General features: G+C 60.1%; 26 protein-coding genes and 4 pseudogenes. 16 read left to right on the plus strand and 14 right to left on the minus strand.

The window, feature by feature from the left end:
• Positions 1-26: 26 nt before the first annotated feature.
• Together ACH196_RS24515 and ACH196_RS24520 are read right to left on the minus strand one after the other, a co-directional pair.
• Entirely contained in the window at positions 27-740 is a 714-nt protein-coding gene (locus tag ACH196_RS24515; RefSeq protein ID WP_349009517.1) for an SOS response-associated peptidase, read from the minus strand.
• Between the two features lie 77 nt (positions 741-817).
• Positions 818-1,792: a hypothetical protein gene (locus tag ACH196_RS24520; RefSeq protein ID WP_396649553.1), complete on the minus strand. Its 975-nt coding sequence runs from the start codon at positions 1,790-1,792 to the stop codon at positions 818-820.
• A gap of 81 nt (positions 1,793-1,873) precedes the next feature.
• Here ACH196_RS24520 and ACH196_RS24525 point away from each other — a divergent pair, with 81 nt between their 5' ends.
• Together ACH196_RS24525 and ACH196_RS24530 are read left to right on the plus strand one after the other, a co-directional pair.
• Positions 1,874-2,266, plus strand: a complete 393-nt coding sequence (locus ACH196_RS24525) for a DUF982 domain-containing protein (RefSeq protein WP_396649554.1) — start codon at positions 1,874-1,876, stop codon at positions 2,264-2,266.
• 354 nt (positions 2,267-2,620) lie between these two features.
• A complete protein-coding gene (locus ACH196_RS24530; RefSeq protein ID WP_396649555.1) occupies positions 2,621-4,204 on the plus strand; it encodes a sensor histidine kinase in 1,584 nt (527 codons plus the stop codon).
• Between the two features lie 101 nt (positions 4,205-4,305).
• On the opposite strand, the gene ACH196_RS24535 is transcribed toward ACH196_RS24530, so the two are convergent.
• On the minus strand, positions 4,306-4,452 hold the full coding sequence (locus ACH196_RS24535) for a hypothetical protein (protein WP_349009521.1): 147 nt from the start codon (positions 4,450-4,452) through the stop codon (positions 4,306-4,308).
• Between the two features lie 472 nt (positions 4,453-4,924).
• Here ACH196_RS24535 and ACH196_RS24540 point away from each other — a divergent pair, with 472 nt between their 5' ends.
• Both ACH196_RS24540 and ACH196_RS24545 read left to right on the plus strand, forming a co-directional pair.
• On the plus strand, positions 4,925-5,368 hold the full coding sequence (locus ACH196_RS24540; RefSeq protein WP_349009522.1) for a hypothetical protein: 444 nt from the start codon (positions 4,925-4,927) through the stop codon (positions 5,366-5,368).
• Positions 5,369-5,524: 156 nt separating this feature from the next.
• Positions 5,525-5,788, plus strand: a pseudogene (locus tag ACH196_RS24545) (transposase); the annotation flags it as partial.
• Between the two features lie 49 nt (positions 5,789-5,837).
• Here the strand turns inward: ACH196_RS24545 and ACH196_RS24550 are convergent.
• The 3 genes and pseudogenes from ACH196_RS24550 to ACH196_RS24560 form a co-directional block, all read right to left on the minus strand.
• Positions 5,838-6,065, minus strand: a pseudogene (locus ACH196_RS24550) (transposase); the annotation flags it as partial.
• Between the two features lie 75 nt (positions 6,066-6,140).
• Positions 6,141-6,335, minus strand: a complete 195-nt coding sequence (locus tag ACH196_RS24555) for a hypothetical protein (protein ID WP_349010304.1) — start codon at positions 6,333-6,335, stop codon at positions 6,141-6,143.
• Between the two features lie 123 nt (positions 6,336-6,458).
• A complete protein-coding gene (locus ACH196_RS24560) occupies positions 6,459-6,629 on the minus strand; it encodes a hypothetical protein (protein ID WP_349010303.1) in 171 nt (56 codons plus the stop codon).
• Positions 6,630-6,686: 57 nt separating this feature from the next.
• Here ACH196_RS24560 and ACH196_RS24565 point away from each other — a divergent pair, with 57 nt between their 5' ends.
• Entirely contained in the window at positions 6,687-6,998 is a 312-nt protein-coding gene (locus ACH196_RS24565) for a hypothetical protein (RefSeq protein ID WP_396649556.1), read from the plus strand.
• Between the two features lie 353 nt (positions 6,999-7,351).
• Here the strand turns inward: ACH196_RS24565 and ACH196_RS24570 are convergent, their stop codons facing one another.
• Together ACH196_RS24570 and ACH196_RS24575 are read right to left on the minus strand one after the other, a co-directional pair.
• On the minus strand, positions 7,352-7,558 hold the full coding sequence (locus ACH196_RS24570; RefSeq protein WP_396649557.1) for a hypothetical protein: 207 nt from the start codon (positions 7,556-7,558) through the stop codon (positions 7,352-7,354).
• A 162-nt stretch (positions 7,559-7,720) separates the two neighbouring features.
• Positions 7,721-8,722, minus strand: coding sequence for a hypothetical protein (locus ACH196_RS24575; protein WP_396649558.1), 1,002 nt, complete (start codon positions 8,720-8,722; stop codon positions 7,721-7,723).
• A gap of 170 nt (positions 8,723-8,892) precedes the next feature.
• Between ACH196_RS24575 and ACH196_RS24580 the strand changes: the two genes are divergently transcribed.
• From ACH196_RS24580 to ACH196_RS24595, 4 genes are all read left to right on the plus strand, one after another.
• On the plus strand, positions 8,893-9,282 hold the full coding sequence (locus tag ACH196_RS24580; RefSeq protein WP_396649572.1) for a DUF3102 domain-containing protein: 390 nt from the start codon (positions 8,893-8,895) through the stop codon (positions 9,280-9,282).
• 19 nt (positions 9,283-9,301) lie between these two features.
• On the plus strand, positions 9,302-9,580 hold the full coding sequence (locus ACH196_RS24585) for a hypothetical protein (RefSeq protein ID WP_396649559.1): 279 nt from the start codon (positions 9,302-9,304) through the stop codon (positions 9,578-9,580).
• Between the two features lie 161 nt (positions 9,581-9,741).
• Positions 9,742-9,927 (plus strand): hypothetical protein, encoded by a 186-nt coding sequence (locus ACH196_RS24590; protein ID WP_396649560.1) that lies wholly within the window; start codon positions 9,742-9,744, stop codon positions 9,925-9,927.
• Between the two features lie 328 nt (positions 9,928-10,255).
• Complete coding sequence (locus tag ACH196_RS24595) at positions 10,256-10,462, plus strand: hypothetical protein (protein ID WP_396649561.1); 207 nt, start codon at positions 10,256-10,258, stop codon at positions 10,460-10,462.
• Positions 10,463-11,102: 640 nt separating this feature from the next.
• On the opposite strand, the gene ACH196_RS24600 is transcribed toward ACH196_RS24595, so the two are convergent.
• Positions 11,103-11,237, minus strand: a complete 135-nt coding sequence (locus tag ACH196_RS24600; protein WP_396649562.1) for a hypothetical protein — start codon at positions 11,235-11,237, stop codon at positions 11,103-11,105.
• Between the two features lie 89 nt (positions 11,238-11,326).
• On the opposite strand from ACH196_RS24600, the gene ACH196_RS24605 reads away from it, so the two are divergent.
• Both ACH196_RS24605 and ACH196_RS24610 read left to right on the plus strand, forming a co-directional pair.
• Positions 11,327-11,503: a hypothetical protein gene (locus tag ACH196_RS24605; RefSeq protein ID WP_349009693.1), complete on the plus strand. Its 177-nt coding sequence runs from the start codon at positions 11,327-11,329 to the stop codon at positions 11,501-11,503.
• A 203-nt stretch (positions 11,504-11,706) separates the two neighbouring features.
• A complete protein-coding gene (locus ACH196_RS24610) occupies positions 11,707-12,222 on the plus strand; it encodes a hypothetical protein (RefSeq protein WP_396649563.1) in 516 nt (171 codons plus the stop codon).
• On the opposite strand, the pseudogene ACH196_RS24615 reads toward ACH196_RS24610, so the two are convergent.
• A pseudogene (locus ACH196_RS24615) lies at positions 12,185-13,068 on the minus strand (ATP-dependent DNA ligase). The gene ACH196_RS24610 and the pseudogene ACH196_RS24615 overlap by 38 nt on opposite strands.
• A gap of 162 nt (positions 13,069-13,230) precedes the next feature.
• Here ACH196_RS24615 and ACH196_RS24620 point away from each other — a divergent pair.
• The 5 genes from ACH196_RS24620 to ACH196_RS24640 are packed head-to-tail and all read left to right on the plus strand — an operon-like array spanning position 13,231 to position 14,669.
• Positions 13,231-13,533, plus strand: a complete 303-nt coding sequence (locus ACH196_RS24620; RefSeq protein ID WP_349009691.1) for a hypothetical protein — start codon at positions 13,231-13,233, stop codon at positions 13,531-13,533.
• Between the two features lie 4 nt (positions 13,534-13,537).
• Positions 13,538-13,846, plus strand: a complete 309-nt coding sequence (locus ACH196_RS24625) for a hypothetical protein (RefSeq protein ID WP_396649564.1) — start codon at positions 13,538-13,540, stop codon at positions 13,844-13,846.
• 2 nt (positions 13,847-13,848) lie between these two features.
• Positions 13,849-14,052 (plus strand): DUF3606 domain-containing protein, encoded by a 204-nt coding sequence (locus ACH196_RS24630; protein WP_396649565.1) that lies wholly within the window; start codon positions 13,849-13,851, stop codon positions 14,050-14,052.
• 25 nt (positions 14,053-14,077) lie between these two features.
• On the plus strand, positions 14,078-14,311 hold the full coding sequence (locus tag ACH196_RS24635) for a hypothetical protein (RefSeq protein WP_349009688.1): 234 nt from the start codon (positions 14,078-14,080) through the stop codon (positions 14,309-14,311).
• A 10-nt stretch (positions 14,312-14,321) separates the two neighbouring features.
• Positions 14,322-14,669: a DUF6894 family protein gene (locus ACH196_RS24640; protein ID WP_396649566.1), complete on the plus strand. Its 348-nt coding sequence runs from the start codon at positions 14,322-14,324 to the stop codon at positions 14,667-14,669.
• Between the two features lie 423 nt (positions 14,670-15,092).
• Here ACH196_RS24640 and ACH196_RS24645 read toward each other — a convergent pair.
• The 4 genes and pseudogenes from ACH196_RS24645 to ACH196_RS24660 form a co-directional block, all read right to left on the minus strand.
• Positions 15,093-16,429, minus strand: a pseudogene (locus tag ACH196_RS24645) (IS1182 family transposase).
• A 221-nt stretch (positions 16,430-16,650) separates the two neighbouring features.
• Positions 16,651-17,478, minus strand: coding sequence for a phytanoyl-CoA dioxygenase (locus ACH196_RS24650; protein ID WP_349009685.1), 828 nt, complete (start codon positions 17,476-17,478; stop codon positions 16,651-16,653).
• Between the two features lie 459 nt (positions 17,479-17,937).
• A complete protein-coding gene (locus ACH196_RS24655; protein ID WP_349009684.1) occupies positions 17,938-18,351 on the minus strand; it encodes a hypothetical protein in 414 nt (137 codons plus the stop codon).
• Between the two features lie 409 nt (positions 18,352-18,760).
• A partial coding sequence (locus ACH196_RS24660) for an autotransporter outer membrane beta-barrel domain-containing protein (protein WP_396649567.1) occupies positions 18,761-19,695 on the minus strand: 935 nt, incomplete at its 5' end.

Below are 19,695 nucleotides of genomic sequence, written 5' to 3' on the forward strand. Positions count from 1 at the left end.
TGAGGCTCCTCCTCGATCGGGGCCTGTCATAGGGGATTAAGCGGTTCAGACATGAATTCGATCCTCTGGATCATGTGCGGGCTATCGTTTCGCTGCCTCTCCTTCGTGGACGCGTTCACGTCCCGGCTGACACGGTGGAACTGTAGCTTCCCGTCGATGTCGTGAGAGAGGATGTCTGTCAGATCGCTCACCGGCGTCGCAGGGTCAAGCCAGGCGTCATAGTAGGCCGGGTCGAGGATCACAGGCTGGCGGTCATGCAACTCCGACATTGGCTTAGCCGCTGGTTCGGTAATGATCGTGCAACTCGTGACGTCCAGCTTGTCATTTCGCGCCCACAGGGCTGCAAAGCTGAACGGCTTCGTGCCCGGCATCGAAATGAACCATGGGTCTTTGCCGCCATCGGCCGGGCTCTTCGTCCATTCATAGAAGCCGTCTGCCGGAATCAGGCACCGCTTCGACTTGAAGGCATCCTTGAAGGCGCCAGAGGTCGCGACGGTCTCGATCCTGGCATTGAACATTGCCGCCTTGGGCATCTCCTTCGCCCACCATGGAACGAGCCACCAACGGCCCTCTTTGAGGCTGTGATTGCCTTCCTCGCCGGCCGTGACAAAGAAGACGTTCTGTGTCGGCGCGATGTTGTAGCGCGGTTCGTCATTCCGCTGCTTCTCGGCGTCGAGAGTGAGACGGTAAAGCCGGTGAACTTCCGACCATGGTAGAAAGCGCGTAAATCGACCGCACATCGCAAGGATTTCCAGCCTATCGTCGTCGCATAGTTGCCGCGCACGCCGGGGCCGTCAACTGGATCAAGGGTGGCGTGTCAGTCTTTCACGCCCGTCCATGGCCGAGTTTCTTTTCCCTCGAAAAGATGAGCGGACGACATTACCGGAAGCTGGTCGGGAGAGTCAGATGTTGCCGCTTCCAGCGCGTCGATCGCCGCAAAGACACCCCTGACGGCAGCGTCGACCTTCTCGGGATCATTTAGCGCAGGCCCATACAGGGCGTTGTAGGGAGCCGTGACACTTTTGGCCAACTCCTGCTGCCGGAAGCCATTCTCGATACTGGATGCCACAGCGCACGCAAGTCCGAACAGATTCGAATCTTCGGGAACAGTTCTGTCGACAAGCTCTCGCATCATCGCGAGCGCACGGCTGCGGGTGGCGAGTTGAATTTCCGGCTCTAGCAGAAGCGCCAGATTGGCGCCACCTGAGCGTTTCGTTTCGCGCCAGTCCGGAAAGACTGCCTGGAATGCGGCAGCACTGGCCTCATTCCAAACGCTGCAACCATGTTCCAGTTCTTCGGAGGGCGCCTCATCATCAGGGAAGCCAGCATCGTCCCAGCTTTCGACTGCCCACTGACCGTCCGCCGCCTGTTCTGGAGAAATGCCTTCCCGAACGAAAACTTCCAAGGCAGCCTCGACACCTCGGCGAAGTTCCTCCTGTGACGCGCCCGCTACCGAAATGACGAAGTCCACCAAGCTCTTCCGCTTCTCCGAAAAAGGAGGATGGACGACCGTCAATTTCGATCCCTTGGGGATATCGGAACCAACGCCCAGAGCTGCGACGAATGCGGAAATCTCGGCGTCATTCCATGCCTGAGCGGCGTCCAACTCGTCTTTCGCCCATTCGTCGTCAGCAAGTTTTTCCAGGTCGAGGCCGTCGAGCATGCGCACCGCGTTTTCGGCCGTCACCGGATGGACACCGACAGCGTTGAAATGATCAGCGGCGGCTTGGAGGCCGGCCTGTATGCTCGCCTCCGGCACGCCGGGGATTGTCAAACAAAGGGTGATTGTCATCGGGTTTGCTCCTACCAGAGCCCTCACGCCCATAGTGAACGAAATGAGAACAAAAGAGTCAAGATCCTTGAAACGTACGAGATGGCGGCGTCTTTGGCGGGGAGGAACTTTCGCCGGCCGTCTGCGTTTTCGTCGGCCACTGCGAGGTCTGTTCAGCCTCTCAATTCAAGAAACGAGGACACGCTGCTGTTCGCACCCGTCGCGATCACGACCGGACTTGGAGAGAAGACTGAGATTTCCTCCCTGTCCGAAATGCTCGATTTCCTAAACGATTGGGCGCGGGCGATGCGGCGGTTGTCCTACGGGGCAGCGGTGAAAGCTTGTGAAGCCGCGCGATCCGGACAGTGCTCGCCGAAGGCAGCGCGTGAGGCGTTCGTGGCCTTTGCCACGGGGGCCGGCATCCTGTGTCGGGCCGAGACACAAATCATATCGGTGAAACCGGTCGCCCACGGCTTCGGAGGCTTTGCAATCTAGGGTGGCCTCGAATACGGCCCCTCCGCGGAGAAGCGCCAGCGGAATCAGCAAGGGCGCAATAGGCGCCGCGACTGCTCGACCCGCTTCCAGGCGCCGCTTGCGCGCCGTCTCTCCGATCTCGTTTCGGGTAGATTGATGGCACGGAGAGCGCCTCGTCGCGATCCCGTCTCAATAAAATTAGGCTCCGCTAAAGAAATTTACTGAAACCCTATCGGGAAGCACGATGCAGGGTACCGAGCTTCCTTCCTTGCTAATTATATGGGAAGTCTCACCATTGGCGGCTATTGACCGCGTCGATGCCGCGCCGCCATTGGTTACCAAGATCGATCTGATCTCGGCGGACAGGGGAATGCAGTGGCGCCGCCTTTAACCACGGAAACGTTTTCAAGAAGCTTTACGCTCAGAGCGGCTGCAACCTTAATTGCAGTCATGTTCGTTTTCTTTACTTTTATCCTGGGCATCGCAGTTTTTCGTGAGTGGCGTGGAGCCGAAACTCAGGCAGAGCAGCGGGCGCTGTCAGCTTCTCTCGTAGTTTCCACAAACGTGAGGTGGCTGACGCAGCTTTCCCAGCAATCCTTGCAGCGGATTGATGAAGCGCTTGGATCGGATCTTGACCAGAATGCGGGCTCGACAGCCAGCCTCGTGCGAGACGCGGTACGCGCACTTCCAGGGAACGTTAAATCCTATGTGGTAAGCGCCGATGGCCGAACTCTGTTTTCAACCGATCCAAGCGTGAAACCCATCGACGTGCGAGACCGGGAATATTTTGCCGAGCCTGCGAAAGGTCAACTGTGGTATTTCTCGTCCTTATTGGTCAGCCGGCTGGACGGCGCGCAAATATTTGTCATCAGCAAACGCCTTGAGCGACGCGGCGAATTCGCAGGCGTGGCAATAATCTCCTTCGACGTTGCGTTGTTCCAGGAAATCTGGGAATCGCTGGATTTCGACGACGGGTCGACTGTCGGATTATTTCGGAAAGATGGCCAGTTGGTTGCCAGATATCCGTTGGCGCCTGGCCCGCTAGACCTCTCCAAATATGTGTTGTTCACGGATTATCTAAAGAAGTCAGACCTGGGAAACTACCGTACCATATCACCGGCTGACGGCGTTGACAGGTTTGTTGCCTACCGGCGCATACCCGGAACTGAATATGTCGCTCTTGCCTCGCTCAGTGCCCAAGGTGCGCTCGCACCGTTTTGGCGCACCACGATAACGACATTGTTTTTCGCGGTGCCGACAGCATTAATGCTCCTAGGCGCAAGCATCTGGATTGTGACATTGTTGCACAAGGATCAGGCCCGGAGCTTACAGCTCACACAAGCGTTAGGGTTAAACGAGTTGCTCGTAAAAGACACGCACCATCGTGTCAAAAACAACTTGCAGTCAATCATGTCAATGATCCGGATGCATGCCTTGCCTGAGGAGCTGAAAGGCGACCTGCAAAACCGGATTGCGGCCATGTCGGTAGTCCACGAGCATCTCTACCGTCTCGACCAATTCTCGGATGTGAACGCCAAGTCGCTAATTCCAGCAGTCATTGAACCGCTCCAGAAAACCATGACCACGCGCATAATTCATACGGGGTACGATATCGAGGATTTTTACTTGACGCATGAGGCAGCCACACCGCTTGCACTCTTACTAAACGAGGTCGTCACCAACTCTCTCAAGTATGGAATGCCGGCAGAGGGTGAAGCACGATTAGACGTGTCGTTTACACGCTCTGCCGACGGCGTGCCGAAACTCCAGATTGCCGATAACGGCCCTGGCTTTGATCCTCTCCTTCCATCAACGGGCCTTGGTGCCCGCTTCATTCGTGCTCTGGTCACCCAGCTTGGAGGCACGTTTCACTACAGCTTCGAGAACGGCACCTTCTTTGAGGCACGCCTCGCCCGCGACGTTGTGAAGTCCCTACTCGCCTCGCGGGAGGTCGTTTGACGGCCAAAACATGTAAGCGGCCATACTCTTACAGAACTCCCGCACCCGCGTGGTCCTGAACCGCTCCGCCCTGCGGATGTACTTCCGCACGGTGCGAGGGTCTACGTGAGGGTCTGATCCATTATTCTGTTCAGATCCGCCCCGCGCTCGGCTGCGCTGGTGACGAAGTCAACCCGCAAGCTGTGGCCTGAAAACTCTTCGGCTTCGAGCCCGGCGCGCTCGGCATACCCCTTGATGATTTTCGCCACTGCCCAGCCTGTCAGGAGCTCGCGGGAAACGGCGCTGCCCTTGTTGACCGGGCGGAACAGCGGGCCTTCGGTGATGCCGGCAGCGTCCAGCTATGCCCTCACGGCGGCGACGGGCCGCGGGCCTTCGCAGGTGGGAAGTTCGGAGCGACGGAACGCGCCGGCCATGCCGAGCAGGATCAGCGCACGGTCGCGCTTCCCCTGCATCGTGTGCGCGGAATGGGCCAGCATCGCCGAAACCCGTTCTGCGGTCGCGGGCTGCTTCTGGACGGCGCCGCACCGATCGTGCGGCGAATGCCCTCGCTCTTGTGAAGATGGCTGACGTCAGCGGGAGGTGGAACAAAGCACGACTTAGGTCAATTGTGCTGGTGACCCCAATGAGTCGACGCGATCAGGGCCGCGAATACGGAAGACGATGGTGAGGTATTTGGTTCTTGGAATTGGGTTAGCGAGTGTTGCCGGGGCGGCGATGTTTATGGCTGCGTCGACTGGGCCATCGCTAGCGCAGGAATGGACCGCTTTCGGCATCCGGAAAGCCGGGATCGTCTTCGCAGTGCCTCCAAGCTTCTCACTTGATCGTATCGCTGAAGACGGCCAGTCTGCGACCTTTCTCGGTCCACAAGAAGCGAGCCTTGTCGTTCGCGGCGACCACTTTTTGGGCGGCAACTTCAAACAGCGCGTCGAGGCACTGATAGCTGATGACGGGCGGCATGGTTGGAAAGTCACCTATCGCCGGCTCACCGATTCTTGGGCGAGCTACTCGGGCATCAAAGGTGGGATGATACGTTACGTGCGGGTCATTGTGACTTGCGACGATAGCGTTGGGGTCTTTGCGATGGATTATAGCCAAACCCAAAAGTTGCCCTACGACCCGGTCGTCTTCAGGATGGTGAAATCATTAGCCTCGGAAGGTTGTTAGTTTATCCGTCACCCTGGGTTAGCAACGCAGCGGGAGAAGAGCCAGTGTAGGAAGACATGTCACCAGCTAGTCGGGTTGCGATGTGAACTGGCCCCCATTTCGACCGGACAGTCGGCATAACGCGGGAGGCTTGAGGCTATCCTCAAGCACAGGCTTATGGCCGACGATTATCGACGGATCGAACTGATCACTGGTGAGGCGCGTCGCCGACACTGGTCGACCGAATAGAAGCTTCAGATCATCGAGGAGAGCTTCCTCCCGGGCGAGACGGTGTCGTCGGTCGCCCGGAGACGTGGCGTTGCTCCGAATCTCCTTTATCGTTGGCGTCGTCTTTTGACGGAAGGCGGAGCGGCAGCGGTGGGATCGGACGAGCCTGCGGTCGGCAGTTCCGAAGTGCGACGGCTCGAGGAGCGATCTCGACCGGGACCAACTGCGATGACCCGCCATCGACCCGATCACACAGGTCCTTGCGCCATCGGAAGAGCTGGCTGACGTGAATGCCCGCCGATCGCGCGACTTCCGATACCGACACGCCAGCCTCAAGCGACGCCGCGACCAGACTATCCTTCTCCACGTGCGACCAGCGCCGGCGTCTCTCTAACGACGTGATCACCTCAACTCGCCGCGGCGTCATAGGGCTACTCCTAGGATTAGCCCTAGGACTTCCGACGTTCCCCCTCAGCCTACAAGGCGGCATTCACCGGAGGGATACCCTGCACCGCCGAATGGCCGTCTACGTGCTCGACGCGAACGGCGACCTCTTCATTCTCGGTCACCGCCGGATTATCCGCGAGAGCAGGTCGTCATCTATGTCGGTGTGCTCAGTGAGGGCGGCTATCAATTCTCGGGCGTGACGACGCGCCAATGCGTCATCAATCGTGGTGTTGCCAACCAGAGCCCAATAGGTGGTTCGAACGATATCGAAGTCTAGCGCAGAAATTCCGCCGCTGAAGTCTTTGCAGTCCATCGCTTTCATCCTGAGTGGGCGAAAGCGCTATCCTCTTCCAAGCGCCCGCTTGCCTTGCCGGTCCGGGCGACAAATCAACGTATGCGAACTTCAAGCGTCTGGCTATGTACAATGATATAGAGCTTAGCGGAAAGGTTTTTGCAACCGCGCTTCACGAATCAGCGACGACCAGTTCATGCCGAGCAACGCGACAAGATCGGTTGCCTGCACTCCAGTTATGCCGGTTTCCTTTGCCAGCCGCACGGCGGCTGCACGCGCTTGAGTGCGCTGCGCGTCTTCGTTGTCTAGGGGCATTCGGGGTTCCATTCCCCCTCAAGGGGCCGAACATGCTTTTCACCGAAAGGTTCGCAAATGAATGCGCGAGTCGTTGCGGCCATCTCGATTGTAATGGTTACAACATTGCATGTTGCAACTCGCACGGTCTGTCAGTATGTGCACACCGTCAATTTCGCAGCGAACCAGACGGGCATGGCTATGCAGCGGGCGGAAGTGAATGTGGCCGGACAGCCAATGCAGGTGAAGGTTACTCGCCTCGGCGCCGGTCTATGGGCAGTATCTGGTGATTTCGCCGACCGCGAGATTGTCGTGGTGGATCGCAGTCCCGACGCGGCGCTCGACCGCTGGCGGGCGACAGCCGCCGACGACTGGCGCGCTGCGGCCTGAGCCCTGGAGCCCAGCCACGTCGCAGCCGGCGATCAAGGCGTGACACCATCTCGTGCTTTCGCCGCTTCGAAAGTGACCGCCACAGATCGGCTTCCCGCGTCGCGCCTTTCTGGAAGACGCGGATGGCCTCTGCGGCAAGTTCCTCCCTCTGGTCTCGGTCCCTTTGAGCCAGACGGCGCTCGTCACACAGCCGGTCGAATACCTTTTGGACCATCGCCAAATCGATCGGTGTGAGCATGCCCAGTGTATTGTGAGAAAGCCATGACGCTTTCCTCCCTCATTGTGAGGCGAAAGCGTGATGGACTCTTTCAAGCGTCCGTAGCCATATCGATCGGACGACGTGCAACTTGCCGTTAGAGCCGTCGATGCTTCCCCGTGCGCGCAGCGCCGAGTGCTTCGGCTAATCCGCCGACCGGTTCTTCGACAGCAAGTCTTTTGTTATCACCAAGCACCCTGTCGAACACCAGCACCGAACCGCCACCGCCGGGAAGCGCCTCGGCAATCCACGCCATGTTCACAAGAATGGGCTGGCCATCCCTTTTGGTGAGCTGAAGCCACATCGGGTCATCTCGCTACGTCAACTCTAATTATACCGAAATATGATTTCAGTTTCGTAAATTGGCCCGGCCATCTCGCGGCAGCCGGGCTGATCGTCACGACCGTCCGCTAAGTCGTTCGTTGCTTCCGAAGGATAGAGCGGGCACCGCCCTTGCCCGCAAATGTCAGACGATGAAATCGCTCGCAGCGAGCACATAATGCCCCGTGAGAACGATTTGGAACTCCACGGAGGCGTCGTTGTCGATGTTGCCGGCCACCACCGTATCGCCCGCCGCATTATAGGCATAGCGTAGTTCGCCAGGGCTGTTCGAGATGAATGTGTCTCTGCCGATGAACACAAATGCCTGGTTGCCGGAGAAAGTGGCGTCCGCGTCTATCTTGGAGAAATCGATCAAATCGTCATAGCCAGAACCGTCATTGACCTGAAAATCGGTGATTACGTCGCGGCCCGAGGCGCTGGTCATCTCCGCGACGCTGACGAAACGGAAAACATCGTCGCCCGAGCCGCCCGACATCAGGTCGCTGCCGACGCCGCCCCAGATTTGGTCGTTGCCACTTTCACCATAGATGTCGTCGTCGCCGAGCCCGCCCAGCAACCTGTCGCTGCCGCCATTGCCGTCGATGACGTCGTGACCGCGCCCGCCGAACAGCACGTCGACCGAATTCGAGCCGCTCAGATTGCGCGCGGCCGTGGAGGTATCGACCACGAAGTCGCTATTGATGAATTCGGTGCGGGTGACGTCCGCGATTTCAATCACGTGGCTGACGCCGCCCGTATAAGCGTTGAGGATCGAGCCGCCATCTGCGGTACTGCCCAGCAGTGCCTGGACTTGGGTGAAGTCGGACACGCCCCAGGTGCGCAGGTCGATCCTGTCGTAGCCCAATTCGAAGTCGGCGATGTAGTCGTCGCTCAGCCCGGTCGAGCGGGCGCTGGTGTGGAACCAGTCATTGCCGGAGCCGCCATAGAGCGTGTTAATGCCGCTGTCGCCATAAATGTCATCGTCGCCCGAGCCGCCGTACAGCGTGTCGTTGCCGGCCCCGCCCGAAATGAAGTCGTCGCCCTCATAGCCGTAGATCTTGTCGTTGCCGCCGTAGCCGTAGATGTCATCGCTGGCAGAGGTGCCGGGGATGGTCTCGCTGCTGTTCGTGCCTTTTATCAGTGCCATGTATGCGATTTCCTATCTTCCGAAGCGCCCGTCGTTTAGGGCGGCTGGGTGAGCAGAGGTGAACGGACGCTGTAGGCTCCGCACGTAGAGAAGGTTGGATAAGCCAACCTTGCGCCAACGCGGTTAGAAGCGCGCTAGTTCCACCTTGTTATTCATCACTGTCGCTTCCTATCAGGCGATCAAAGAAGAAGCGTGCGACGCGTGATATTCTGGAGATCGGCGAAAAGCTCAATGAGATCAAGACTGCGCTGGAACATAGCCAGTTCCTCGCATGGGTTCGCTCCGAGTTCGACTGGACCGAGCGCACCGCCAACAACTACATGAACGCCGCATCTGCTTTTGTCGGCATCAAATCGGAAACAGTTTTCGATTTGACCGTCTCGTCGGTTTACGAACTGGCGCGAATGGTCGAGCCGGTGCGCAGCGCAGTCATTCAGAAGATCGAGGCCGATCGCCCAACGACTGACGGTATTCTGGCGTTGGTTGAGAATGCGAAACAAAAGGACCGCGGTCAAGGCGTTCGCAAAACAGACGCGGTAGCCGATCGGCGAGGCGCATGAACGCGTGGAAGCAGCTTGAATGCAGAAAGAGAAGCGGGAACGTGCAGCCAAGGAGAAACAGCGCCGCGAACGCCGCGAATTCGAACTCGCAAGGGGCAAGGATGATGTCGCACAAGAACATGCCCGCGTGGGTCTCGCCGAACTGCTGATCGAGCGCCTCGGCGCGGATGTCGATAAGGCCGCGCAACTGCTCAGAGAGTCTCATGCCGACTCGGTGGAACTAGCGCACCGGATCACCGGCTCGCTCTGGGGACGCCATATCAGGTTTGGAAGCCCGGAACCCCGAACGGAAGAGTAATGGCGTGAATACCTCAACTTCAGGTCACGGGGCGAGCGGCCTGCCAGAGAACGGCTGCAGCGCTGGCGTGAGCTGCGGAAGGGATAACTTGCTCGGCTGGAACGTCTGTAACACCTCTACGTTCAACGCATGCGGCAGGCTGCCGCCAACGGGAGGTTCCTATGAGTATCCGCAATGCGCCAACATCCAAAGGCAAGGAAGCCGCCGCGAGCCTAGAGCAAGCTGCCGCGAGAGATGAGCGGAAAACTGAGGCTGATATGGGCCGCCCGCTCGCTAAAGGTGAAAAGCGGTTTGAAGAGCGCTCGAAAAGCTCCGACGGGAAGAGCGCCGGCGAGAAGCAGCGCTGATGGAAAACCTGGATCAGCCTGAAGACTCCATCAAGGCGAAGATAGCACACGAACTCTATGAGGCCGTGAGCAAGGTCGACCCCCAGTCCGACCTTCTGTTTGTGCTCGGCAGTTATAGGGACACGCTGAATGACGTAGAGACGTTAATGCGCTTGCGGCATTGGAACTCAACCCACGATGTCACTCGTCGTGAAGACTCCCCGCCGAAAGCTCCTCTAATCCCGCGTGGCATCACTTAACGGTGCTTGTTGCGGAAGGCGATGGAACGAGGTTGCCATTCGCTAAGTCGTGAAGGCGCGGCCGACGGACTGGAACAAAGGAGAACTCGATGGCTCAGACAGTTGAAGAGCTTAAGAAGTTGAAAGATGACCTCACCAGGCAGCGGCGAATAGAGGCGTACAATGTCACCAGCGCCACCAATCATGGTCAGATCGAAAGACTTTCCCAAGTGCATGTGGCTATCACTGCGCTGGAAGCAGTGATAGCGGAAGGCAAAGACGCGCCAGAGGTAGACCCCACTTTGATGGTCGTTTGAAGACTGGGCCGGCGCGTGGCAACCGTGCTGATGCCAAGCGCCGACAAGCTGAATAGCGATCAGCTCGGCAGAGCCTTCAGAAAATGAACTCCGCTAACTGCGCTTGTCGAACCTTCTTCCTGAGCCTGAAGAAAGGCTGACCGGCCGGAACCATGCGCCGATCGGGGCATTGACCAGAGACCTTCTCCCTCGGCAATGAATCGGCATTAATGGAAAACACAATCACCACGGACAAAGCGCGCCAAGGCCGAACAGGGCTTCAGGTGCTGTTTGTCCTGATCATATCGCTCTTGCTCGCGGGCGTCGTTTGGGGCGGTGTCGCAATTTGGGGCGAGACGATCGACGCGCCGGCAGCCGATGCTCCTGGTGGTTTAACTGCTCCAGCGCAAGGAACTAGCACTTCCGCAAATTGACAGGGCGGTTGACTCCTCCGTTCTCATTTCGTTCGCTCCGCCAATGAGCGACGAAGCAATCATCCCGCAAATCTCGGTCGAGTTGACGACCGCGTCTCGCACCAAACATATCGATGAGCATTGGTGTGAACATCCCGGCTGCAAGCGCTGGGGCTGCTTCGGCTATGCCGGCAGACACGGTACCCTTTGGGTCTGCGGCGGGCATCGCGGCGACGCTGGCGACACACCTATTCGGGCGAGCCTCCTGCACGATCCTTGAGCGCTTTCAGGATGGTCTCGAAAACGCTGTCGACCTCCTCACTGACGTCCTTCGCAGTGAGACCTTCCTTTTCGGCCGCCACCAGCACTTTATCGGCAAGCAAGAACTGAGTCGGCCTTTGCGTCGGCAGGAATGTTTTTCGCTATCCATTTATTCAGGAATTGAAGACCGCGCGCACTCATGGAAGCCTCTTTGCCGAAACCAGACAAGAATAGCGCCGAAGCGGCCGTGGAGGTTCCTGCGACAGTTTCGCCGGCAAAGCTTCGCCTCAAATGGCGCGAGACCTGGCCCGGCGAAGGCTACAACGATTTCAGCGCCTTCGATCGGCGGATGAAAGGCGAAGTCGTCGCGCGCATCTATGAGCTTTAACACTCGCCGATGAAGGGAAAGTGACTCTGGGGACTTACGGCGTTCGGTGCTGGCATTGATCGGCCGATGCCAGCAAGCGGCTACGAAAATTCAGCGCGAGCGGCAGGGCGTCAAGTTGAAACCGCCTGGTTTAAGGCGATTGGCGAACTACCAGACGATGCCCCGGACGGCAGTGTTGGATATTTGTGGCGGCGAGATGTCAGGTGGCCAGGATGATCCCGGAACATCACCGTACCCAACCGCGTTCGATCGAGTATCAATCTGAGCAGATGACCATGCCCAACCTAGACATGTCAAACCTCGCCCTTAGGCAGATGCAGCAGTTTGAAGGGACAGAGCTTGCTACAGCAACTGAGCCACGCGACCCGCAAGAGCCGGAAGCGACGCCCTCCCAAGGGGCACAGATGCAGCAGCAGCCTGGAGTGACGCGCTTGGCCCTCAAGGCCCGCACGCCGTGGCATGCCGACATCGTGAGGGAAGTTGAGCGGAGCCTACGCCTACTCGGGGCTACTGAAGCGGAGATAGCGGCCCTCAACACAACCGACCCGAAGTCGATGCATGACGCGCTCCAGCGTGTTGGAGGCAAATCCGACATTCTTTCGATCATCGGCAGCTACCGCGACACGCTCCCGGACGATGAGGTGCTGGAGCGGCTTCAGCATTGGAACAGTGCCGAGTTTTTCACTCGTCGCGAGGAGCCGTCGCCGGTCCGTCCGTGACTGCGCCCTCTCGAAAGCTTTTTACCGACGCGTGCCGAAGCTTTTCCTCGCCACGCAGGAACTTAACTCGGGCCACCAATCCCGGTTTTACCCATTCCGCTTTCTCAACAGGCAAACCCTTCGGCGGCTTCGCCCCGGCCTTGGCCTGAACGCGATCCCATAGCCGCTGACGAACGCCAATCGGTAACGTCACAAAGGCGCCGCCGACATACTTGCCGGCGCTGTCGGTCATCAACGCCATAGCAGGCTTGCCGCGCTCGCGCTGCACGCCGATGATGTTGAAGTCGGCTTCCTCGTAGCTCTTGGCCTTCCGCCAATCCATGGTTCGGCCGCTTTCGTACCGGCTGCCGAGCCGCTTTGAGACCATGCCCTCCAACTTGGCCCGGTCGATCTTGCGGAAGAGTTCTTTCGCGGTCCCCTCCATTTGCTCGCTGAATTGGAACCGGCCGCCCGTATCGCTGTCGCCGATCAAGTCTTCCAAGAGGTGCCGGCGCTCCTCCAGCGTCATGTCGCGGAGGTCGTGGCCGTTGAGGTGGAGAAGATCGAAGGCTACGAAGATAAGCCGGTCGGCGTCTTGCGGATTGTGGAGCGCAGTGCCTGAAAGTCGGTCAGCCCGGTGGCTGGATCGGGCACGATGATTTCGCCGTCGATGATTGCACTGGCGACTGCCAGGCCGTCGGCAGCCTCGACCAGTGGAGCATATTTCGCGGTCCAATCGAATCCGTTGCGCGTGAAGATGCGAGAGCCGCCCGGCCGCTTGATGAGTTGCGAGCGGTAGCCGTCAAATTTCACCTCGTGAGTCCATTCACCGCCCTCGGGCGGAGCCTCGACGAGGGTAGGCAGCATCGGCTCTATGAACGCGAGCCGGTGTCCCCCGGCCACTGAACGCTTACGCACAAGCTGAGTCTAGGCGTGGAGAGCGAGACGGCAACGGGAACGAACAGTGATTCAAATGGTGCGCCGGAACCGGCCGATGTTTTTGCAGTTCATGTCTCACAGGAGGATCACATGAACGACAACAATCGAGAGACTGGGGCGCGAGAGCCCAAGGCGGGAATGAGCCAGCGTCCGGATCAATTCCACAACGGAGACCGTGGCGAGGAGCCAAAGAAGCCATATGGCCTGACAGAGCCGGTCGATGATGTTGACGAAAAGACGCGGCACTCGGACGGTCAGCAGCCGTCCAAGATGCCTACGCCATCGCCGGCAACTGAGAAGGTGTCAGGCGCCGGCCCGGCTATCGCCGAGCACTCGAAGGATGCGAAGGCTCCTAAAGCTGGCCGCCAGCCCGGCGCATACGTGAAGAAGTAGCGCCATGAACGTAGCCAACTTGCAGCTTGAAGGCCTGATTATGGCGGTGGCTGCCGTGAACAATGCGCTGGTCCACAAGGGGCTTCTCACCGTCGATGACATCGACCTCGCCCTGCACAAGGTAGAAGCAGGGCTGACAGGGGAAGAGCGGAACTACGAGGATATGTCGCCCTCAAATCGTGATGCGCTATGCTTTCCTGTCCGGCTCTTGCGAATGGCCAACAATGCTCAGGGCGAGGCCGATATCCCACCCTTCTCCGAACTCGCCCGAATGGTTGGAGTCACGAAGGCGCCCTACAACGACCAGAGGTAGACATGGCAGATGACAAATCGAAGCAGGACAACCGCGACCGATCGCAGGTGGCAGGAGACCAGGAATGGGAGGTTGGCTACGTCGCCAGCAAATTCGGCCTATCTACAGATCAAGTCCGCGAACTCATCGACCGGTTCGGCAATGACAGAAATGTTATTGAGCGCGAGGCCGAAAAGCTGAAAGTTGATAGCAGGCCACAGGCATGACCGTGCGGATGTATGGCTTAACATCATGAACCATCACATAGACGGATCGAACGTTTTAACGGAATTGGACGGCCTTCCCATCCGCTGGACTGATCCCGATTTCGTGACGCACGCGGTCGAGGGAACGCAGGTCCCCGGCGAGGGCATGCTGTTCTGGCTGCGCTGCGGGGGTGGCGAGGCGCCGGTGGAAGAGGCTCAATTCGGCCACTTCGACGTGACCTGTCCACGATGCTCCGAAATCTTAGAACATCATTCGTAGAGCGGCCTCCATGCCGCGCTACTATTTCGATGTTTTTGACGGGGATGGGATCACGCGAGATGAGGTGGGCATCGAGTCCGCCACGCAAGACGCGGCAGCCGACGAGGCTGTCGCGGCCATCCCGGATATCGTCCACGACGAATTGCCAGGCCCGCCTCAACGAAATTTCTGGGTCAAAGTGCGGGACGAAGCAGGAGAATACGTCTTCATCGCCGACTTGAAATTCAAAGCTGACTGGTTGAAGCGTGAAGCCATTCGATCTCCATTGGGAAATGGTCACAGCCGAAGCGGTTTGGCGGAGACTAACCGAGTCCGCCGTCCCCGGTGGGGGGCGGCGGGCCTAACTCTGACACCGTGAGGCCGCCTCGGTCAAAGTGGGAACCTGACACGACGCGTCATGTTCCGCGCACGCACGAAAATATCACAAACAAGAAAGCCCGCCCCCGAAGGGAGACGGGACGGGCTCAACGCTGGATAACCCACACGCCCTCGCAGCGATGATGCGGCAGCGCTGCGATCAGCGTTACGAACATACTCAATGTACGAAAGTTCCGAAGGTCGCGGAAGTAAGCGCTAAAGGCGGCGGACGGCGCTTTCATAAATCCACATAGCTCGCCGACACTCCTCAGAGCTTGAGAATGTATTGCCCGCTTCGGGGCGAGGGCTGATTGGGCGAGGCTTGTTGAGTAGCCCGGCCGGGTTGACCGGGCCGGGCGCAGAAGCGGGCAGGTGGCTCGATTTGGGGCGATGCGGGCGCGGCCAACCCGTTGCAAGGCTCTTGTCATGCCGGGACCCGGGCGTCGGCGCGCAGGGCGAAGCCGCGCAGCATATTGTGGGCCAGCGCGAACCACAGCAGGACCGTCCGGGCCTTGTCCTTGCCACGCACCGTGAGTTGCTGGAGCCCCATAAGCCGGCCCCTGGCATTGATGCATTCGTGCTCGGCGCGACGGCGATAGAGTGCTTGCCCTGATCGCTCGCCATGCGCTGGCGCCAGTCGGCCACGGCGGCGCTGTCGCCGTCTTTCGGTGTGTAGGGATCGCCGCCGTGCTTTGTCTGCCCCGGCGGGCACCACAGCCGCGTGCCCGCCGCATGGACCCAGTCGATGTCGTCGTTCTTGGTGAAGCCGCCGTCGACCAGATAGTCGCAAGGCCAATGGCCGCGCTTGTGCAAGGCTTCGATCGCCGGGCGTGCCAAACCACGATCCGAGCCGCTGCTATCGACATCGACCGCCACGATCACCTGGGTCTTCGGTGTAGCGACGATTTGCATGTTGTAGGCCGGGCGGAAGCCGCCATCGGCCATCTTCATCACCCGCGCCTGCGGATCGCTGGTGGAGGCCCGCGGCTGCTTCTGTCCGGCTACCTCCTTCTTGTTGGTCTTGTGCCTTCGCTCCCGCTCGGCTTCCAGTTCGCGCATGCGCTGCTGGGCCGCCGCGATGCGCGCCTCGCGCTCGCGCGCCGCCCGTTCGGCGGCCGCAAGCCGCCGCCGCTCGCCCGATCCCGGATCGGCCTTCAGTTCGGCGGACAGCCGCACCACCCTGGCCCGTGCCGCCGTCCGCAATTCTTCCAGCCGCTGCCTGCGCCGGAACGAGCCGGCCCCGGCACTGGCACGCACCCGCAAGCCGTCCTGCGCCAGAACCTCCAGCGACACCAGCCCGGCTTCCACCAGCGCCGCCACGCCCGGCGCCAACAGTTCGTCCAGCACCGCCTGATGCGCGATCCGAAAGTCCGAGAGGCTGTGGTAGTTCATCGAGACCCCGCCACACAGCCAGCGATAGACCAGATGCTCCCGGCACAGAGCATCCAGCCGCCGCGCGCTGCCGACACCATCGATCGTCGCCCACAGCCATAGCGCCATCATCAGTTCAGGCGCCGCCGCCGGATGGCCTGGCTTGCCTTCACGCGCCGCGGTCGCCTCATAAAGCCCCGACAGGTCGAGTCCCGACACGAACGCCCACACCGACCGCACCATGTGGTCGTCCGCGATCAGATCGTCCAACGCCACCCAGTGCAGGTCGATCTGGCCGCGCTCCGGAAGGCGCAGCCGCGGCGCCCCACGCCCCCCAGCCTCCCGCGCCCGCTGCTCCGGCAGGCCACCGAACAGACTTTCCTCGCCCATCGAAATCCCTCCAAAGCACCGCCACGCCCAACTGAATCACACCCCACTGCTCTGGCAAATCCTCAAAACTCAAAAAAGATTCACACCCTCTCAGTGCTGCCGTCCTACTGTCCTCTGTCTCTTTCGCGGATGCCGGGCCGAGTGTTCCCGCGACGCCAATTCGGCAAGCAGCATGCCGACAAGTTACGGCAAGCTATCGGCTCACCCAGACGCTCGCCCTTTCACTCCACGCCCATCACCAGCCCTTCAATATCGTGCTTTTGGGTTACCGGCACCAGTTCGTCAACCACCCGGCACACGAGGTGATCGCGGACTTGCGACGGCAGGGCGTCGTAAAAGTCCTGCGTCACCATTAGATCGTGCAGTGTGTCGTGGCCGGCGCCGGGCGCGTCGACGCCGAGCACCATAACAGGCCTGGCGATCGGCGAGGGATGCGCGGTGCCGCGATGGATGGTGAGCGCCGAGCGGCAGGAAATGTCGCCCATCTTAGGATATTTTTTCACGCCCTTGGCCGCGAACTCCGGCCAGATTTCCTGTGGCGGGAACATCTCATGTTTCCAGCCGCGCCCATCGACATATTGCGTGCCGACGGCAATCTCGAACGGCCCCATGTCCTCGGTCACATCGACGCCGGTGAGGTTGAAGGCCAGCGAGGTTATGCGTTTGTCGCGAAACGTGTCTTCGGGCGACGGAAAATCGCGATGCCAGGGCTGGTACTTCGCGCCTTGGAACGGCGTGTCAAAGCCGATCTCGACGATCTTGTAGTCCGGCCCGAGCGTCGCTTCGCACATGGCGACAACCCAGGGATGGGTCGTCAGTTCGATGAAGCCGGAAAACTCCTGCGGATGAATTTCCACGTACCAGCGGCGCGGCCCGCGCCCCACCGCTCCACCCGGCCTTTGTATCGCCTTCCAGAAAGCGGTCATCATGTCCTCGCGCATCGCTTCCGCGAAGTCGCTTCTGAACGCGCCTTTCTTTCCGACGATGCCGTCCTCCAACAGCGTCGCGATATCGTCCGAGACATTCAGCGCGAGGGAGTGCGTGTGCAACACAATGGTCTCCACTAAATTCGTCATGGTGTTCATAATATGAACAGGAACTCAGCCGTGGATATCGGACGACGAGGTACTGGAACGCCTGCAGGACTGAGACAGTCCGACTTACTCGTCGTTAAGACCCAGCGTCGGAGCTTCCTCAATCTCTTCCTCGCGGCTTGACTCAGCTTTGTGCGTGAGCGTTCAGTGGCCGGGGGACACCGGCAGCCAGTCGCAACGCTGGCCAAGGCGGCCCTTCCGTCGGCGGCCTTCCACTTGGTCAGGCAGCTTACCCGGGAAAGCAGGCGCGGCCTTCTTTCTTGAACGCCTTGCCATTTGGCGGGGCGGTATCACCCAATCAAAAACAGGCACCCAAGCGGCGATCGATCTTGCGACGCCGCGCAACCGTTCCGTCAGATATCCAAGGCGAAATGTCCCTCCCAACGGTCGGCATGCCAGGCTGGGTGGAATGAGTTAGAAGTCAATCTCTCGTGCGCTGAACTCGCCAGTGTGCTCATCCAATGCCGTCAGCCGCATTGGGCGGCCTATGTACCTTTCTGCAGCTACTCTAGGTCGGCGGTTGGGGTCGGCATACCGCTGAACGATCGATTGAAAGGTCCCGCCGATGCCGACATTCTGAAGCAAGTCGCGCCGCTGGTGGTTCTCAGAGCGACCTACCCAGGCAGCTAAATCTGACCGGTTGAAGGTGCTGTACTCGGTCAAATTTTCGTTTTGGAAATGGTCAACCCACAGCGTTACGACTACCTCCCCGTTCGGCGCCCGGTCTGTCCACCACCTGCGCACGTTCTTGCCCGCGCTGTCTACGCCGAAATAGTCGTAGCACGCGGTTAGCGTTTTCCTTCGGTTTTCTTCCGTCAGCTTGACCATGTATCCTCCACAAACTCTCGCGTCGGCATACAGGAAGCGACGGTAGATTGCGACGGCCTCGTCGCTATCAGGCGGCTCGTCGCCTACGACGAAGCGTATCTAGTGCACTGAGCGCGCCTGAAGTCTGTTGGGTCGACAACTAGCCCACCGAATTACAAGTGTCGCATGTATCATTCGCGGCAAGCCGTAGTTTTGTACGCAGCGATCCAAAAAATCCAGAAAACTCAATTAAATCAGTTATATCTGGCGGAGGGAGAGAACCTGAAATCCAACATTCTCTGGGCTCATCCGCGCCCCCGTCTAGTTACATGGTCCTCACACCCGATCGGCGAAAAGTGATCAAGACGGTGTCCTGGATTTCGCTTCAACGGCCTGCTAGGTATGGAACGCAAGCTCGAAGCGAGAAGGGCTAGAACCGCTTCGAGAGGCGCAGGAGCCCCCCGTGGCTCGCGTAGTCGTTCCCGAACGAGCCCTCGTACTCGACGCGCGCCTCGACGCCGTGTGCCGGGTTGGCGACGGAGAGGCCGAGGCCGACCTCGCCGATGATGTCGGCGATCGGCAGGCGCGTGGCGAACCGCCCTGCCTCGAGCGGCGCCGCTTCGAGGCGCGCGGACGTGGTCCACTCGTCCTCGGTCGAGAGGCTGAGCCCCACAGTGGCGAAGCCGCCGATCGCCCAACCGTCGGCGGCGGCGAAGCTGGTGCCTACCTCGAGCGAAGGCGTCGCGATCAGCGCTGTCTGGTCGGCGGCGGCGACGTCGAGATTGTAGATCCCGGCCCCGGATTCTGTGTAGCCGCTCGAGTGGGTGTAGACGAGGTCGACGTCGAGCGTCGGCCTGACGTAGCCGAACGCCGCGGCGAACGTGTAGGCGGCGCGCACCCGCCCGCTCAGCGTCGCGACATCGGTGTCGCCCTCCGCAGTACCTGTGAAGCCGGGCAGCACGACGCTGCGGCTGGTGTCGAAGGCACCCCAGCTGCCGGCCACGGCGCCGGTCAGGCTGAACCCGCCGAACTGCCGCCCGACCGCCGCGGCGACGTACCCTGTCGTCCCGTCGGCGCGCGAGAAGCCGTCGTCCGAGTGGTAGTCACTGTTGTCGATGCCGGCCGCGCCGCCGACGATCCAATTTTCGCCGAGCGCGAACTGGCCACCGCCGCCGAGACTCCAGAGCCGGCCATCGTAGCCGCCCGCGCCGATCTGGTCGATGTAGGTGCCGCTGCCGCCCCCCCAGACGCAGCGGTCCACCTCAAGGGTGCCGGCATCGGCGGGGCAGCGCATCGCCCCGTCGAGCCTGCCCCGCGCCAGCGCGGGCTGCGCCGCTGCCATCGCCTGCGACGCGCCGGGCGACC

The organism is Mesorhizobium sp. IMUNJ 23232, assembly GCF_044326205.1.
Lineage (GTDB): Bacteria > Pseudomonadota > Alphaproteobacteria > Rhizobiales > Rhizobiaceae > Kumtagia.